This is a genomic window from Oceanobacillus sp. FSL K6-0127, assembly GCF_037983385.1.
Classification (GTDB): Bacteria; Bacillota; Bacilli; order Bacillales; family Amphibacillaceae; genus Oceanobacillus; species Oceanobacillus profundus.
In genome coordinates this window covers 4,209,817-4,225,090 of the sequence record NZ_CP150287.1, presented here as the reverse complement: position 1 = coordinate 4,225,090, position 15,274 = coordinate 4,209,817, and the positions used below count along the sequence as shown (strand labels likewise).

13 protein-coding genes are annotated in these 15,274 nt (G+C 38.0%); 12 read left to right on the top strand and 1 reads right to left on the bottom strand.

The genetic code is table 11. The annotated features are described in order from the left end of the window. Positions 1-156: 156 nt before the first annotated feature. The 11 genes from MHH64_RS20555 to MHH64_RS20505 all read left to right on the top strand — a co-directional run bounded on the left by MHH64_RS20555 (position 157) and on the right by MHH64_RS20505 (position 12,154). A complete protein-coding gene (locus MHH64_RS20555; RefSeq protein WP_158586192.1) occupies positions 157-798 on the top strand; it encodes a GntR family transcriptional regulator in 642 nt (213 codons plus the stop codon). A 197-nt stretch (positions 799-995) separates the two neighbouring features. After that, positions 996-1,400: a thioesterase gene (locus MHH64_RS20550; protein ID WP_095308127.1), complete on the top strand. Its 405-nt coding sequence runs from the start codon at positions 996-998 to the stop codon at positions 1,398-1,400. Positions 1,401-1,415: 15 nt separating this feature from the next. Then, complete coding sequence (locus MHH64_RS20545; RefSeq protein ID WP_187393114.1) at positions 1,416-2,555, top strand: amino acid dehydrogenase; 1,140 nt, start codon at positions 1,416-1,418, stop codon at positions 2,553-2,555. Positions 2,556-2,646: 91 nt separating this feature from the next. After that, positions 2,647-3,723, top strand: coding sequence for a pyruvate dehydrogenase (acetyl-transferring) E1 component subunit alpha (gene pdhA, locus MHH64_RS20540; RefSeq protein ID WP_251661123.1), 1,077 nt, complete (start codon positions 2,647-2,649; stop codon positions 3,721-3,723). Position 3,724: 1 nt separating this feature from the next. Beyond that, complete coding sequence (locus MHH64_RS20535) at positions 3,725-4,720, top strand: alpha-ketoacid dehydrogenase subunit beta (protein WP_095308077.1); 996 nt, start codon at positions 3,725-3,727, stop codon at positions 4,718-4,720. A gap of 14 nt (positions 4,721-4,734) precedes the next feature. Further along, entirely contained in the window at positions 4,735-6,006 is a 1,272-nt protein-coding gene (locus MHH64_RS20530; RefSeq protein WP_251661121.1) for a dihydrolipoamide acetyltransferase family protein, read from the top strand. A 33-nt stretch (positions 6,007-6,039) separates the two neighbouring features. After that, a complete protein-coding gene (nhaC, locus tag MHH64_RS20525) occupies positions 6,040-7,476 on the top strand; it encodes a Na+/H+ antiporter NhaC (protein WP_340002369.1) in 1,437 nt (478 codons plus the stop codon). Between the two features lie 231 nt (positions 7,477-7,707). Continuing rightward, on the top strand, positions 7,708-8,367 hold the full coding sequence (locus MHH64_RS20520) for a GntR family transcriptional regulator (protein WP_340002368.1): 660 nt from the start codon (positions 7,708-7,710) through the stop codon (positions 8,365-8,367). Positions 8,368-8,427: 60 nt separating this feature from the next. Further along, positions 8,428-9,300 (top strand): hydroxymethylglutaryl-CoA lyase, encoded by an 873-nt coding sequence (locus MHH64_RS20515; protein ID WP_340002367.1) that lies wholly within the window; start codon positions 8,428-8,430, stop codon positions 9,298-9,300. A gap of 68 nt (positions 9,301-9,368) precedes the next feature. Further along, complete coding sequence (locus MHH64_RS20510) at positions 9,369-10,526, top strand: CoA transferase (protein ID WP_251661113.1); 1,158 nt, start codon at positions 9,369-9,371, stop codon at positions 10,524-10,526. Between the two features lie 323 nt (positions 10,527-10,849). Further along, entirely contained in the window at positions 10,850-12,154 is a 1,305-nt protein-coding gene (locus MHH64_RS20505; protein WP_340002366.1) for a citrate:proton symporter, read from the top strand. Between the two features lie 293 nt (positions 12,155-12,447). Here MHH64_RS20505 and MHH64_RS20500 read toward each other — a convergent pair whose 3' ends face one another. After that, on the bottom strand, positions 12,448-13,338 hold the full coding sequence (locus MHH64_RS20500) for a LysR family transcriptional regulator (RefSeq protein WP_340002365.1): 891 nt from the start codon (positions 13,336-13,338) through the stop codon (positions 12,448-12,450). 384 nt (positions 13,339-13,722) lie between these two features. On the opposite strand from MHH64_RS20500, the gene hpaB reads away from it, so the two are divergent. Next, a complete protein-coding gene (gene hpaB, locus MHH64_RS20495; protein WP_340002364.1) occupies positions 13,723-15,228 on the top strand; it encodes a 4-hydroxyphenylacetate 3-monooxygenase, oxygenase component in 1,506 nt (501 codons plus the stop codon). Positions 15,229-15,274 lie beyond the last annotated feature (46 nt).

Sequence of the window (15,274 nt, the reverse complement as noted above, 5' to 3'; positions counted from 1 at the left end):
TAATTCCAGTAGTCCTCAAATTTTTATCATAAACTGATAATGTGTACATCCAACTTCTATCCGTCCAGCATATTTTTGTGCTATATTAGTAGACGTAAACACTTACAATTAACTATTTTATATATGCAGAGTAGTTTAGCAGAAGGAGCTGTTACGATGGGTAAAATTATTAAGTCAGAATCCTTGCATTTACAAGCCTATCATTTGATTAAAGAAGCAATTATGGAAGGAAATTTAAAGCCTGCTGAACGTGTCGTAGAAGCTAAGGTCGCAAGTACGTTAGGGACTAGCAGGGGAACCGTAAGAGAAGCGATTCGTATGTTAACGCAGGATGGCTTACTAATATATAATGATGGGTTCGTAAAGGTGTATGAGCCAACAGTTGACGATGTTGTAGATATATTTCAGTGCAGGGAAAGTCTGGAAGTGTTAGCGATCCGTCTTGCTATTAAGAATCTGACCGATGAAGTGAAGGAAAGTTTAGCTCATAATTTACAGGAAACGAAAAAAGTGAAACCGGATTCTCCAGAACTTGGTCAGCTGGATCAGCAATTCCATACAATTATTACCGAAGCATCTAACAACGGCCAACTGATTAATTTGCTTGAAGTTATTAAAGTAAAAACGCATTATATGCGAAAGAGTATGGTCGGAGGATCGTTTTACCCTTCTTTTATTGAAGACCATGAACAAATTTATGAATGGATGCTTAACGGGAATGAAGAAGAAGCAGCCAATCTAATGAGTGTCCATATTAAAAAGGCTCTGGAAGGTGTCTTGATGCATATCAAATCTTAATCCAATCAAAAATGGATTAAGATTTTTTATTTTATTATTTATTTTTGGTTGACAGTTAACTGTCGGGTGAATATAATTGGAAATGTAATATTTTGAAAATAATAAAGATGGTAAAAAGTTAGATGTTTTTTAACCTTATATGGACTTATTCAAACAAATATGCTGTCATTCAAGGCTTTGGGGAAAGGGTGAAAGAAATGAAGGAAGGATTGAAAGTTGGGGATTGGGCCGTTCTTGAAATAGTAGTGACGGAAGATATGTTTGCACAATTTGGCGACGAATTAGTACATCCCGCTTATTCCACCGCTTCCATGGTCTATCATATGGAATGGGTATCAAGAGATCTGTTGCTTCCCTATCTGGGGGGACAAGAAGAAAGTGCAGGAGCAGCTGTAAAACTCAAGCATATCGCCCCATCAGCACTAGGTACGAAAGTTAAGATGGAAGCTGTTGTAACAAGTATTACCGAAAAACAAGTGATAACAAAGGTTATTGCTAAAAATGAAAACGGTATCATTGGTGAAGGGGAAGTAAAGCAGGCAATTCTGCCAAAAAATACGATGCAAAGCAAATTAAATGAACAATTGCAGTTAAACAAATAAATGGAGGTAGTCTTCTTGAAACAGCTTGAAATAGTCAAACCAATAGAGAAAAATACATTTGAAACAATAGCAAATCATGAACAAGTGATGTTCTGTAATGATCCGGCAACGGGACTTCAAGCAATTATAGCCATTCATGATACGACACTCGGTCCTGCATTGGGCGGAACAAGGATGTATCCATATGAAAGTGTTGATGAGGCACTGGAGGATGTTCTCCGATTGTCAGAAGGAATGACCTATAAGTGTGCAGCATCTGGTCTTGATTTTGGTGGAGGAAAGGCGGTCATTATTGGTGATCCCAAAAAAGATAAATCCCCTGCACTATTCCGCGCATTCGGACAATTTGTTGATTCTTTGAACGGACGTTTTTATACAGGTACAGATATGGGAACAACAACCGATGATTTTGTGGAGGCATATAAGGAAACCAATTTTATTAACGGAATTCCAGAAGCTTATGGAGGCAGCGGAGATTCTTCTATTTCCACCGCACGTGGAGTGATTCATGCCTTAGAGGCAACCAATGAATACTTATTTAAAAATAACGATTTAGGAACCAGAACATATGCCATTCAGGGATTAGGAAAAGTCGGTTATAAGGTGGCCGAACAATTACTGGAAGCTGGAGCGCAAATCTATGTCACGGACCTTAATCAAGATGTGTTGAGACAGATTAAAACAAAAGCAAAAGATACAAACGGTGAAATCCATGAGGTAGAGAGTAACGCTATTTATAGTACGAATGCAGATATCTTTATTCCTTGTGCAATGGGGGCAATCATTAATGACCAAACCATTGGTCAGCTAAAAGTAAGAGCGATTGTTGGTTCAGCGAACAATCAGCTCCAAACTCTAAATCACGCAAAAACACTTCACGAAAAAGGAATTTTATATGCCCCGGATTATATTGTTAATGCCGGAGGACTAATTCAGGTTGCGGATGAATTATATGGTCCGAATTCTAAACGAGTACTTGTAAAGACAAAAGCAATTTACCGTTCGCTTTATGATATTTATCAGCAAGCAGAAATGGATGCGATTACAACAGTAGAAGCAGCAAATAGAAAAGTACGCAGCGTATTGGATGAACAGCGAAATCGAAACAATTTTTATTCTCGCAAGCGTAGACCGAAATGGAATATAAGAGAATAAATATTTAATTTTATATAAATAATCTAAAACCCTATGTGAACGAAAAGCTTACTTATAGAATCTAAAAATAAGAGTCAAAGAGGTGATGGACATGAAAAGAGACATCCAGGAAGAATTTCCAATGGTGCAAATCATGGACCAAAATGGAGAACTAATAGATAAATCATATCTTAATCAAATTGATCATGCATTAGCACAGCAATTTTACCGACAGCTAATCTGTATGCGGGCATTTGACCAAAAGGCAATTAACCTGCAGCGCCAGGGCAGGCTCGGTACTTACCCAGGCTTTGAAGGGCAGGAAGCAGCACAGGTGGGAAGTGCTCTAGCACTCGATGAAGATGATTGGATGTTGCCAACATATCGAGATCATGCGGCAAGTATTAGCTTTGGAAAATCTTATACTATTTTATCTTCATGGAATGGACGAGTGGAAGGGAATCTTCCACCTAAAGGAAAAAATATATTACCACCTTCTGTTCCAATCGCAACACAGCTGCCACTTGCAGCTGGAATAGCGATGGCAAATAAATATAAAAATTCTTCACAAGCTGTTATTGCTTATTTTGGAGATGGCGCAACTTCAGAAGGTGATTTTCATGAAGGATTAAACTTTGCTAGTGTATTTCAAGCACCTGTTGTCTTCTTTAATCAGAATAATCAATATGCCATTTCGACTCCAATCTGGAGACAAATGAATTCCAAGACGATTGCTCAGAAGTCAATTGCCTATGAAATCCCAGGTATTCGAATTGATGGGAATGACATTTTTGCAGCTTATTTTGAAACAAAAAAAGCATTAGAACGAGCGAGAAATGGGGAAGGACCAAGTTTAATTGAAGCCGTAACATGGAGGTATGGTGCCCATACCACTGCAGATGATCCGACGAAGTACCGTAATCAAAAAGAAGAAAATGAAAAACACCGTCAAAATGATCCGGTTACAAGATTAGAATTATTTATGAAAGCGCACGGTTATTGGGATGAAACAGTCGTAGAACAGTTAAAAGAGGAAGTAAAGGAAGAAATTGATAGGGCAGTAAAAGAGTTGGAGACGATGCCACCAGCGGATGTGAATGATATTTATGATTACATGTTCGAAAAACCGACATGGACGATTGAACAGCAAAAGGAAGAATATATGAACCATTTGCGAGGGGTGAGATGAGATGATAACGATAGCGAAAACGAAACAATTGACGCTTATTCAAGCTATCACTGATGGAATGCGTACCATGCTTAACGAAAAAGAAGAAGTCGTGGTATTAGGGGAAGATGTTGGAAAAAATGGCGGTGTCTTTCGGGCAACGGATGGCTTGCAGGAAGAGTTTGGAGAAAAGAGGGTTTTTGATACACCATTGAGTGAAGCAGGAATCATCGGATCCTCGATTGGGATGGCAATAAACGGACTGTTGCCAGTAGCAGAAATTCAGTTTTTAGGTTTTATTTACCCTGCATACGAACAAATTATGACACATGCGACGAGAATGCGCTACCGTACCAAAGGTGCCTTTACCGTACCACTTGTGATTCGTGCACCATATGGAGCAGGAGTACGTGCTCCAGAAATCCATTCGGATAGTATGGAAGCATTATTCACCCATATGCCAGGGATAAAAGTCGTTTGTCCATCTAATCCACATGATGCAAAAGGACTTCTTATTTCGGCAATAGAGGACCCAGATCCGGTACTATTTCTTGAGCCACTAAGATTATACCGTGCTGTCAGAGGAGACGTTCCAGAAGAAAAATATGAAATTGAAATTGGAAAAGGGAAGTATTTGCGAGAAGGAGACGATGCAACGGTGATTGCCTGGGGGGCAATGGTACCCGTTGCAATGAAGGCAGCCGAACAGGCAGCAGATAAAGGGATTAGCTGTGACGTCATTGATTTACGCACGTTGTATCCGATTGATAAAGCTATTATAGCCGAATCTGTGCAGAAAACCGGGCGCTGTGTCGTTGTTCATGAAGCTCCAGCAACCGGGGGATTAGGAAATGACATTATTTCGATTGTAAATGATACTTCATTTTTATATATGAAATCACCAATTGAGCGTGTCACTGGTGCGGATGTTCATGTGCCTTTTTGGGCTCTGGAAGAACATAATATCCCGACACCAGCACGTGTAACGGATGCAATTTATAAAGTGATTCATTTTTAAAGGAGGTGGAGTGAATGGTAGAAGTAAAATTACATGATATTGGAGAAGGAATGACAGAAGGGGATGTACTAGCTTATTTTATTCAGGAAGGAGATCAAGTTGAGGAAGATCAGCCAATTGTAGAATTGCAGACAGAAAAAATGGTTGCCGAGTTAACAGCGCCAGCCAAAGGGGTTGTTAAAAAAATATATATTGCTGAGGGAACGACTATCCCTGTAGGAACAACGATTTTGACGATTGAAGCAGAGGGTTCTATTGAGAAAAAAGAGGCTGCAGAAACACAAAAAGAAGAATCAAATCATTCTATACAATTTGCAGCGAGTGATAATGCAAAAAAACAAACGAAACCCGAAAAAATAAACGGGCCAACACGAATAAAAGCAGCACCATTTACGAGGAAGATTGCGAGAGAACTTGATGTGGATATCGAATTTGTAGAAGGAACGGGGAAATCTGGACGTATTACCATAGAAGATGTTCAGCAGTTTGCTCAAAACAGAGAGAGCGCTGCAACAAAAGTCAAGCCTGCTGTTAAACAGTTAAAAAAGCAATTTTTTCAAGGGACAGCAGAAAAGCAGTCGGTCAGTGAAAAAGAGGAAACGGATATTATTCCGTTTAAAGGCAGGCGCAAACAAATCGCAAAAAAAATGACAACATCCATCTTTACGATCCCACATGTTCATCACATGGAAGAAATTGATATGACTGAGTTACTGCAGTTCAGAAAAGAGATTAAGCCTCATGCCGATGTATCTGTTGCAGCATTTTTTATTAAAGCGCTCACGATAGCATTGAGAGAACATCCAATCTTTAATGCCAAACTTGATGAGAAAAAAGAAGAAATCAGATTGGAAAAAGGGGTTCATATGGGCATTGCAACGGATACGGAAGAGGGGTTAATTGTTCCAGTCGTTAAAAATGCGGATAATAAGTCAATCCGCATTATTAACAAAGAAATGAAAGAACTGATGAAGAAAGCAAGAGAAAATAGACTGACACCGAAAGAAATGACCGGAAGCACCTTTACGATCAGCAATGTTGGACCAATGGGAAGTATCGGTGCAACGCCGATCATCAATTATCCAGAAGTCGCATTAATGGCTTTTCATAAAACGAAAAAAATGCCTGTTGTAAACGAAAATGATGAGATCGTTATCAGATCAATGATGAACGTGACGCTCACATTCGACCACCGTGTTACAGACGGAGGAAATGCAATAGCCTTTACGAATAGGTTCAAGGCATTGCTTGAAAAACCAAAACTGCTACTAGTAGAACTCAGTTAATCTAACAACAAATTAAAATGAAGGAGATTCATTATGTTCCGAATTAAATCTGAGCAAATGCCGTCGTTGCCTGAGGCTATCCTCGTAATCTCAGCTATCATCGCTATTATGAGTGTCAGTATTATCTATTTTGAAGCTCCTCCACATATACCTTTAACGATTTCATTGTTAATGTTAGTTATTTATGGAATCATTAAAAAGATCCCTTATGAAAAATTACAGGAAGGTTTTTCAGAAGGGGCTACATCTGGAATGGGGGCCGTTTTTCTTTTCTTTATGATTGGTATTTTAATAGCTGCATGGATTTATAGTGGAACTATTCCGACTTTGATTTATGCTGGATTCGAATTAGTGACACCACGTTTTTATTATGCCATTGTTTTAATCGTAACCTCTGTCGTTGGAATTTGTGTGGGGAGCTCTTTAACAACGGTGGCAACAGTCGGATTAGCTTTTATTGGTATATCCCAGGCTCTTGATATTTCACTGGCAATCACAGCCGGAGCAATTGTATCTGGTGCATTTTTCGGTGATAAGATGTCTCCGATTTCAGATACAACGAATATGGCTTCCAGTATTCTGAAGGTTGATTTGTTTGACCATATACGAAATATGATGTGGACAACAGTTCCGGCATTCCTGATTGGACTGGTGATTTTCGGAATTATATCACCGAGTATTTCAACTGTAAATTTCAGTGAAATGGAGTTATATCAGCAAGGGCTTTTGGGGACAGGGCTGATTCACTGGTATAATGCGGTCATTCCACTTGCTGTCTTAGTTATTTTCTCTATCTTCAAGGCCCCAGCATTATTATCGCTTACAGCTGGTGCAGTAAGTGCTATTCTTATATCATTTTTTCATGCTGTTCCTTCAATTGGTGGGCTGCTGGGAATATTATATGGAGGCTATGTGTCAGAGACAGGTATTGAACAAATCGATTCTTTACTGACACGGGGCGGAATGGAAAGTATGTTTTTTACGATTGCAATCATTTTGCTAGCATTAGGAATGGGAGGATTATTGTTTAAGTTAGGGATTGTCCCAAGACTATTTGAAGCCGTGGAAAGAATGTTACGATCTGCGAAGTCAGTAATCACTGGCTCTGCTCTCAATGCTATCGGAGTCAATGTGCTGGTAGGGGAACAATATCTATCTATTCTATTAACAACAGAAACGTTCCAGTCGCAATATCAAAAACTCGGTTTAGCAAATAAAAATCTATCAAGAGTTGCAGAGGACGCCGGAACCGTAGTTAATCCACTAGTTCCATGGAGTGTATGCGGTGTTTTTATAACAAGTGTTTTAGGAGTACCGACTCTAGCGTATTTGCCATTTGCTTTCTTTTGTTTGTTATGCCCAATACTGACGATAATTTTTGGAATTACTGGGAAAACGCTGACATATACGGAAGCTGCAGCAGTAAATCCTGTTCAGTTTGAATCAATTGAAGAAAGTAAGATGGGGTAATAGGTTTCAGGAAGATAATAAATAGAAGGGGGGAGCTGATGCTTCCTCCCATCTCTGCAAAGCACGCAAAAACTGGCTGAGTATTCAAAAAATATTGACTGTAGATTATTCCATGTTTATAATGAAACTCAACTTAATCTATACTGAGAAATATTATAAAATATAAGATTAATTTATAAATTTGCAGTTGATTGTATACACTAATTGAATTTTATGAAAAGGGTGAGGTAATTGACATTCATACTAGATACATCCAAGACACTTCAAGTTCAAGTGTATGAATATATGCACGACAAAATTGTAAATGGAAAACTGGGACCTGGGACACGAGTTGTGGAGCAACAAATTGCAGAAGAAACAGGGGTAAGCAGGAGTCCCATACGTGAGGCTATAAAGCAATTGAAAAGTGAGGCGCTTGTAGCAAGTCATCCCCGGGGTGGAGTGAGAGTTTTCAGACCTACAAGTGATGATTTTAAATATTTATATGAGTGTCGTTTAAGTTTAGAGCCTCTGGCTGCATCACTTGCAGCTGAACGCAGCAATAATATACAGTTAACAGAAATAAATGAACTGCTTAGGAAAATGAAGGACATTATGGAAGCAGAAGATTTTGAGCATATGAAGAAGTTAAGTAGAAATTTCCATGATTTAATCTTGGAATGCAGTGAAAATCCTTTTCTCATCAAAATGATGAATCAGCTTCATTCCTTGATTCTATTCTACCGAAACATTATTCTTACAAAAACAAGCAGAATGGTAGAAGGCTTCTTTGAACATGAAGCAATCTGCTTCGATATTTTAAACAGAGATGCTAAATCTGCAGAAAAACATATGAGAGACCATATTCAAAAGGATTATAATTATTACTTGGAACAATATGGATACAACTAAATGAATTGGTAAATGATTCATTTACTTCATTATCATAAATCAAAAGGAGTGGATTTACACGTGAATTTCCCTGAAAAAGTAAGCATTCGCGACGTTACGTTAAGAGACGGTCTTCAAAATGAATCCGTTTTTATTGGAGCAGAGAATAAGCTTGGTGGTTTAAATGAGATTATTGATGCTGGATTTAGACGTATTGAAGTTACTTCCTTTGTCCATCCAAAGTGGGTACCAGCCCTTAGCGATGCTGATGAGCTGGCGAAGAGACTTCCTAAAATTCCAGGTATTCAATACGATGCTTTGGTTCCAAATATAAAGGGTCTCGAACGGTTTTTGAAGACCAATATTGATACTGCGGTTTTCTTCCTTTCAGCCAGTACGAGACATAATGAAGCCAATTTGAATCGGACGACAAATGAATCGCTGGTACATGTAAGTGATTTAATAAGCAAAACAAGAAGTCATAACCGAAAAACAATGGGGGCAGTTGCCACTGCTTTTGTTTGTCCATATGCAGGAGAGGTTCCTTATCAAGAAGTTGAACGAATCGTTACGACAATGGTTGAAAATGGCGTGGATGAAGTTGGTTTGGGAGACACCATAGGAAAAGCAACACCAAAAATGATATATGAATATTGCAGTCGTATTAAAGACAAGTATCCTGACCTGACATTAAGTCTGCATCTTCATGACACTTATGGATATGCGCTCGCCAATATTATAGCAGGTATTCAATCAGGCGTTTATATCTATGATACAGCACAGGCAGGATTGGGCGGGTGTCCATATGCACCAGGAGCACCAGGGAATGTGCAGGCAAGTCAAGTAGTAAACTTTTTGGAAAGGCAGGGAATAGAGACTGGAATAGATATAGATAAGTTAAAAAATACGGATCAGATGTTTCAGGATATGGTAAAAAAGCAAACAAGTGTGTAATTATTTGTATACAATATCTGAATATTAAGTATTCAATAAGTTTATCGAGTTAAGAGAGGATGGGCATAATGAAAAAACCACTAGAAGGAATTAAAGTATTAGAATTAGGAAACTTTGTAGCTGCTCCTTTTGTTGGAAAGATCTTTGGTGAATTTGGTGCTGAAGTAATAAAAGTAGAGGATCCAGGAAAAGGTGACTCTTTAAGAAACTGGCGAGTCATGCACCATGATACATCTGTATGGTGGTATGTGCATGCAAGAAATAAAAAATCCATTACGATTAACCTCCGTGAAGAAGCAGGACAGGAAATGATAAGGGAATTAGCAAAAGAGGTGGATGTGGTAATTGAAAATTTCCGCCCTGGTACACTTGAAAGGTGGGGAATCGGTTATGAAGATTTAAAACAAGTAAATCCAAGCATTATTATGACTCGAATATCCGGTTATGGTCAAACCGGTCCATATCGGGATAAAGTAGGATTTGGCAGTGTTGCAGAGTCAATGGGCGGCCTGCGTTATCTAACAGGTTTTCCTGATCGTCCACCAGTTCGTGTCGGTTTAGCTATTGGGGATTCTATCGCTGCTTTATACGCAGCACTCGGTACACTGATGGCACTGAGAGTCCGAGATAATGTACCATCAAGAAAAGGTCAATACGTTGATGTTGCACTTACTGAATCTGTTTTTTCTCTATTAGAGGGTGTGCTTCCTGAATATGACCTAAAAGGGATCATTCGAGAGAGAACTGGAGCTACGCTGGAAGGAATAGCACCATCGAATACGTATCTTTGTGGAGATGGGAAATATATCGTGATTGCAGCGAACAGTGACGGTATATTTAAACGTTTTGCGAATGCAATGGGACGTCCTGAACTTGCGGAAGATCCCGTGTACGCGAGTAATCAAGGCAGGGCAGAAAATGTTGATTATCTTGATAAGATTATAGAAGACTGGACAAAGCAGCATACTCAAAAAGAGGTACAGCAAATTCTTGATGAAGCCCGTGTACCAGTAGGACCAATTTATAGTATAGAAGACATCGTAAATGATGAACAATACCAGGCGCGAGACATGCTTCAAACAGTTGAATTGCCGGATGGGAAGAGTGTCAGAGTCCCGGGGGTTGTGCCAAAATTATCCGAAACACCTGGCGATATTGGAACTATTGGACCTGAATTAGGTGAAAATAACTCAGAATATCTACCGAAAATAAAAAGTAAGCAATAAACTTAAAAATTGCTATAAACAAATTATATGGATATTATTTTAGCTTAAGTGACAATGGGAGTGGTGGATAACGTTAGGCAAACCACCACTTCATTCAATTGACTTTTTTAAGAGGGTAAATTATAAGTCTATTACATTTAATCTAACTCTATTTTTTGGAATAATCCCAAATATCTATATATGATTTCGTTAATCTATTGATAATGGATGATTGATCACATGCTACTTGGATAATAACTTATTAATAAAAACAAAATAGTAATGAAGACTCTACAAAATTGTAAACGATTTCAATGTTTTTTTATAAAGGGGGAAGGGCAATTATGTTAGCTATTTTAGGTTTTCTGATGGTAATCACATTTTTGTATCTTATTATGTCAAAACGTGTGACACCTTTTACTGGCCTGATTATCGTACCGGTAATCTACGGGATTATTGGAGGCTTTGGTTTTCAACTGGGTCCGATGATGATGGATGGTGTTTTAAATACAGCACCAACAGCACTCCTGATCCTGTTTGCAATTCTATATTTCGGTATCATGATTGACACGGGATTGTTTGAGCCACTAACAAACAAAATTATAAAGATAGCAAAAGGTGATCCATTAAAAGTTATTGTAGGGACAGCTATATTAGCAGGTATAGTAGGCTTAGATGGTGATGGTTCCACTACGATTATTATAGTTGTGAGCGCCTTTCTTCCAATTTATATAAAACTGGGGATAAAACCTATTATTTTAGCATCTATAACGGTATTGCAAATTGGTATTACAACACTAGTTCCTTGGGGTGGCCCTGTCGGTCGGGTTGCAAGTGTTTTGAACTTAGATCCTACAAGTCTATTTAGGACAATGGTACCTGGGATGATTGTTAGCATGATATATATTGTTTTGGTTGCATATATTATTGGCCGGAAAGAAAGGGCTCGACTCGGAATACACAAACCTTATTTGAACATGAACGATCAAACCGAAAGTATGATGTCTGCTGCTGTAGAAAATGTGGTAATAAAGCGTCCCAAACTAAGATGGCTAAATTTTATTCTAACGATTGTTATCATGGCAGCATTGCTTTTGGAATGGCTGCCACCAGTAGTGTTATTTATTCTTGGGACTGCTATCGCATTATTAATAAACTATCCATCGATTATTGATCAACGCGAAAGAGTTCAAAAACATGCTCCCAATGCATTATCTGTTACGAGTATCATGCTTGCTGCCGGGGTTTTTGCCGGTATATTGAAAGAAACACAAATGTCCGCAGCTATGGCGCAGAGTTTAATCACTATAATCCCAGACGGAATTGGATCCTTTCTTCCAATTGTAATTGCTGTTCTTAGTATTCCCGGACTCTTTTTAATAGGCCCCGATGCTTTTTATTTTGGCATTATTCCTGTAATAGCGGAGACTGCTTCCATATATGGGGTTAGTGAAATGGAGATTGCTATTGCATCGTTATACGGAACCTCTTTTGGTTTCATTGGTCCGCTGGTTGGAGCAATGTACTTGTTAACAGAGATGACAAAGGTTAATTTAGGAGATGTCCAAAAATATGCTGCTAAGTGGGCAATAGGTGTTTTTCTGATATATATTATTGTAGGAATATCTTTAGGCCATGTTTTATTTTAAGTTTATGCCAAAAATTGGTGTAAAATAGGATGCTCTGTTTCCTGAAAATTCTTAAATACTATTAAACAAATCTGTTTATTACAGTATTATTGAAAAAAGAAGAATGATAGTTTTTTCCTTTTTTATAAAGTATTTGAGTTTTGTAGCATTAAAACAAGCGTTAAAATCTACATTCCGGATTGAAGTCATTTGTTGTTCTTCGAGGTTTGATTATGGCCAAAGAGCCTCGACTGGGACATTTATTTATGGTCAATTTCTTTATATTACTTCAAATCTGAAGGAATTGGCCTTTTTTAATTTTCGATAGATTCCTCAAAGTATTCGATAAAGCGTTGCTTGCTTTTGGAAAGATAACGATCCTTTAGCCAAATGATTGCGGACTTGGAAATAATCGTCTCGTCTTCAATGGCAAACCCTTTTATTCCAGCATTAAAATGTTTCTTGAGTATGGATGCTGGTAAAATCGAAGCTCCGACTTCCACATTGACCAATTCGAGAATCATGTCCACATCTGGACAAACTGTCACGATATTGGGAGTAAGTCCTCGTTTTTCAAATTTATCCATAATCAGCTCATATTGACCAACACCACTAATTCTTCTTAATAATAGTAAAGGTAAATTGGCAAGTTCGTTCATGGTAATGGTTTCGGATTCATAGGATTTTGCCCATTGCTCAGGCATAATAGCTACATAGTTTTCTTCTGGCAGAAAGAGGCTTGAATAAGGTTCCATATCTAAAGGGAGCCTAACGATTGCCAAATCAATGTTTCGATTATTAAGCTGTTCTGCAAGAAGATAAGAGTCCCCTTCTCTTAATTCAAAGGTGACGTTTGGATATTTTTCACGAAAAGATTTTATTCTTTGCGGTACATGAGAAAAAAGTGTCTTTACACAGCCAACAGTCAATTGTCCCTTTAGACCTTCCCCTGTTTCCTTTACCTCTGTAAGCGCTTCATCAAAAAACTTAAAAAAATAATCTGCTTTCTTGTATAAAACTTCACCAGCTTCAGTAAGTTCCATTTTCTTGCCATTTCTTTCAAACAGCGGGACACCTATTTCACTTTCTAATGCTTTTAAACTTTGACTAAGAGGAGGCTGTGCCATATGAAGTATTTTAGCTGCCCGTGTAATTTGTCCCTCTGTTGCAATTGTATAGAAATAACGCAGTTGTCTCATATCCATCTTTCTCCACCTCGATATCTCTTATGATAGTAAACCAAGTATGTATAAAGAAATAATAGTATCAAATAACGAAAAAGTCAAAAAATTAATTCATCTAATCCCAGATTCATCTTATAGCAAATTATATATAATAGAATATCTAAAATGTATGATAATCATATATTTTAGATATTTTTCATATATTTGATTCCATGTTACTATACAAACAAGGTTGAATTATTTAAATATTTTAAAAGCATATGCAAGGTTTGATCTCTGACCACAACGATATGTAATCATTTTATTTTTTTAACACATTATGAAAACGAATACATTTTGACGGTCTAGAAAACAACTTTGAAAAAATGGAAGAAAATCAGATCGAAATTAAAGGAGGATAAAGTAATGCCAGCTAAAACAGGACAGCAGTACATTGACAATTTAAAGAAAGCAAATAACAACGTATATATCCATGGGGAGCGAGTAGAAGATGTGACAACACATCCAGCGTTTAAGGGTGCAGTCCAATCCATGGCAAAATTGTATGATTTACAATATGAGAAACCTGAAAAAATGCTTTATACATCTCCAACAACCGGTGATAAAGTAGGGAAGACCTTTATGGCACCAGAAACAATCGAAGACTTAATCGAACGTCGAGAAGCGATTATGGAGTGGCAGGGCATTACAAAAGGTTTAATGGGACGCTCTCCAGACTATTTAAATTCAGAAGTTATGACAATGGAAAAAGCATATGACTATTACGGCAAAGGAAATCCGCAATTTGCTGAGAACGCTAGAAAATATGCAGAATACGCTAGGGAAAATGACATCAGTCTTACACATACATTGATCCACCCGCAAGTAAACCGTGCAAAAATTCAAGCGGAACAAAAAGATGCTAATGTTGCTTTACACGTAGTGGAGAAGAATGATGATGGAGTTATTGTTGACGGTATTCGGTTACTTGCAACACAAGCTGGTATCACAGATGAAATTTTCGTTTTCCCATCGACGGTAGTTAGAACAGGAGCAAAAGATGATCCTTATTCACTTGCTTTTGCAATACCAAATAATACGCCAGGATTGAAATACCTAAGCCGTGAATCATTTGATTATGGTAAAAATGGGTATGATCATCCAGTAGCCTCCCAGTTCGAAGAAGGCGATGCGATTGTTTCCTTTGATAACGTACTTGTTCCTTGGGATCGTATTTTCATTCTGGAAGATTCCGAGATTTGTAATGGCGCATTTGCTGAAACAAATGCTGTTGTGCACATGTCCCATCAGGTTATTGCAAAAGATGTTGCAAAAGTGGAATTTCTGCTTGGTGTCGTGCTTAAGCTGATGGATTCAATCGGTATTGACGGATTCCAGCATGTAAAAGACAAAGGGACAGAAATCATGCTTACGCTGGAAAATATGAAGTCTCATCTGTACAGAGCTGAACACAATGCAAATATTGATAAATGGGGCATGATGACACCAGACTTTGAAGCATTGAATGCTGCAAGAAACTGGTTCCCACGCGTATATCCGCGTCTAGCAGAAATCTTAAGAATACTGGGTGCATCTGGATTAATGGGGATTCCGACGTATGATGATTTTGCTAGCGCGGAGCTTGGACCAATCTTAAACAGAGCAATGCAAGGTAAAAACGTGGAAGGTTTCGAACGTGTTCAATTATTCCGTCTTGCATGGGACATGACGATGAGTTCATTTGGAAGCCGTCAGACACATTATGAGTACTACTTCTTTGGAGACCCAGTAAAAATGGGTATGGCTTACTTTGACAATTATAATAAAGAACCATACAAAGCAATGGTCGATGAGTTTTTAGAAAGCCAAAACATTAAGAAACCATCCATATTAACAAAATCAGGAACACAAACAGAAAGTGTTTTAAAATAAAAGTATTTTAAACAAAAAATGTCATAGAAGTAATGAATGGAATTGA

What these genes read in the sequence shown, in the direction of transcription:
- MHH64_RS20505 (WP_340002366.1), top strand. Translation starts at nt 10,850, where the DNA reads ATGTTAGCTATTTTAGGTTTTCTGATGGTAATCACATTTTTGTATCTT.
- MHH64_RS20555 (WP_158586192.1), top strand. Translation starts at nt 157, where the DNA reads ATGGGTAAAATTATTAAGTCAGAATCCTTGCATTTACAAGCCTATCAT.
- nhaC (WP_340002369.1), top strand. Translation starts at nt 6,040, where the DNA reads ATGTTCCGAATTAAATCTGAGCAAATGCCGTCGTTGCCTGAGGCTATC.
- hpaB (WP_340002364.1), top strand. Translation starts at nt 13,723, where the DNA reads ATGCCAGCTAAAACAGGACAGCAGTACATTGACAATTTAAAGAAAGCA.
- pdhA (WP_251661123.1), top strand. Translation starts at nt 2,647, where the DNA reads ATGAAAAGAGACATCCAGGAAGAATTTCCAATGGTGCAAATCATGGAC.
- MHH64_RS20530 (WP_251661121.1), top strand. Translation starts at nt 4,735, where the DNA reads ATGGTAGAAGTAAAATTACATGATATTGGAGAAGGAATGACAGAAGGG.
- MHH64_RS20500 (WP_340002365.1), bottom strand. Translation starts at nt 13,338, where the DNA reads ATGGATATGAGACAACTGCGTTATTTCTATACAATTGCAACAGAGGGA.
- MHH64_RS20510 (WP_251661113.1), top strand. Translation starts at nt 9,369, where the DNA reads ATGAAAAAACCACTAGAAGGAATTAAAGTATTAGAATTAGGAAACTTT.
- MHH64_RS20550 (WP_095308127.1), top strand. Translation starts at nt 996, where the DNA reads ATGAAGGAAGGATTGAAAGTTGGGGATTGGGCCGTTCTTGAAATAGTA.
- MHH64_RS20535 (WP_095308077.1), top strand. Translation starts at nt 3,725, where the DNA reads ATGATAACGATAGCGAAAACGAAACAATTGACGCTTATTCAAGCTATC.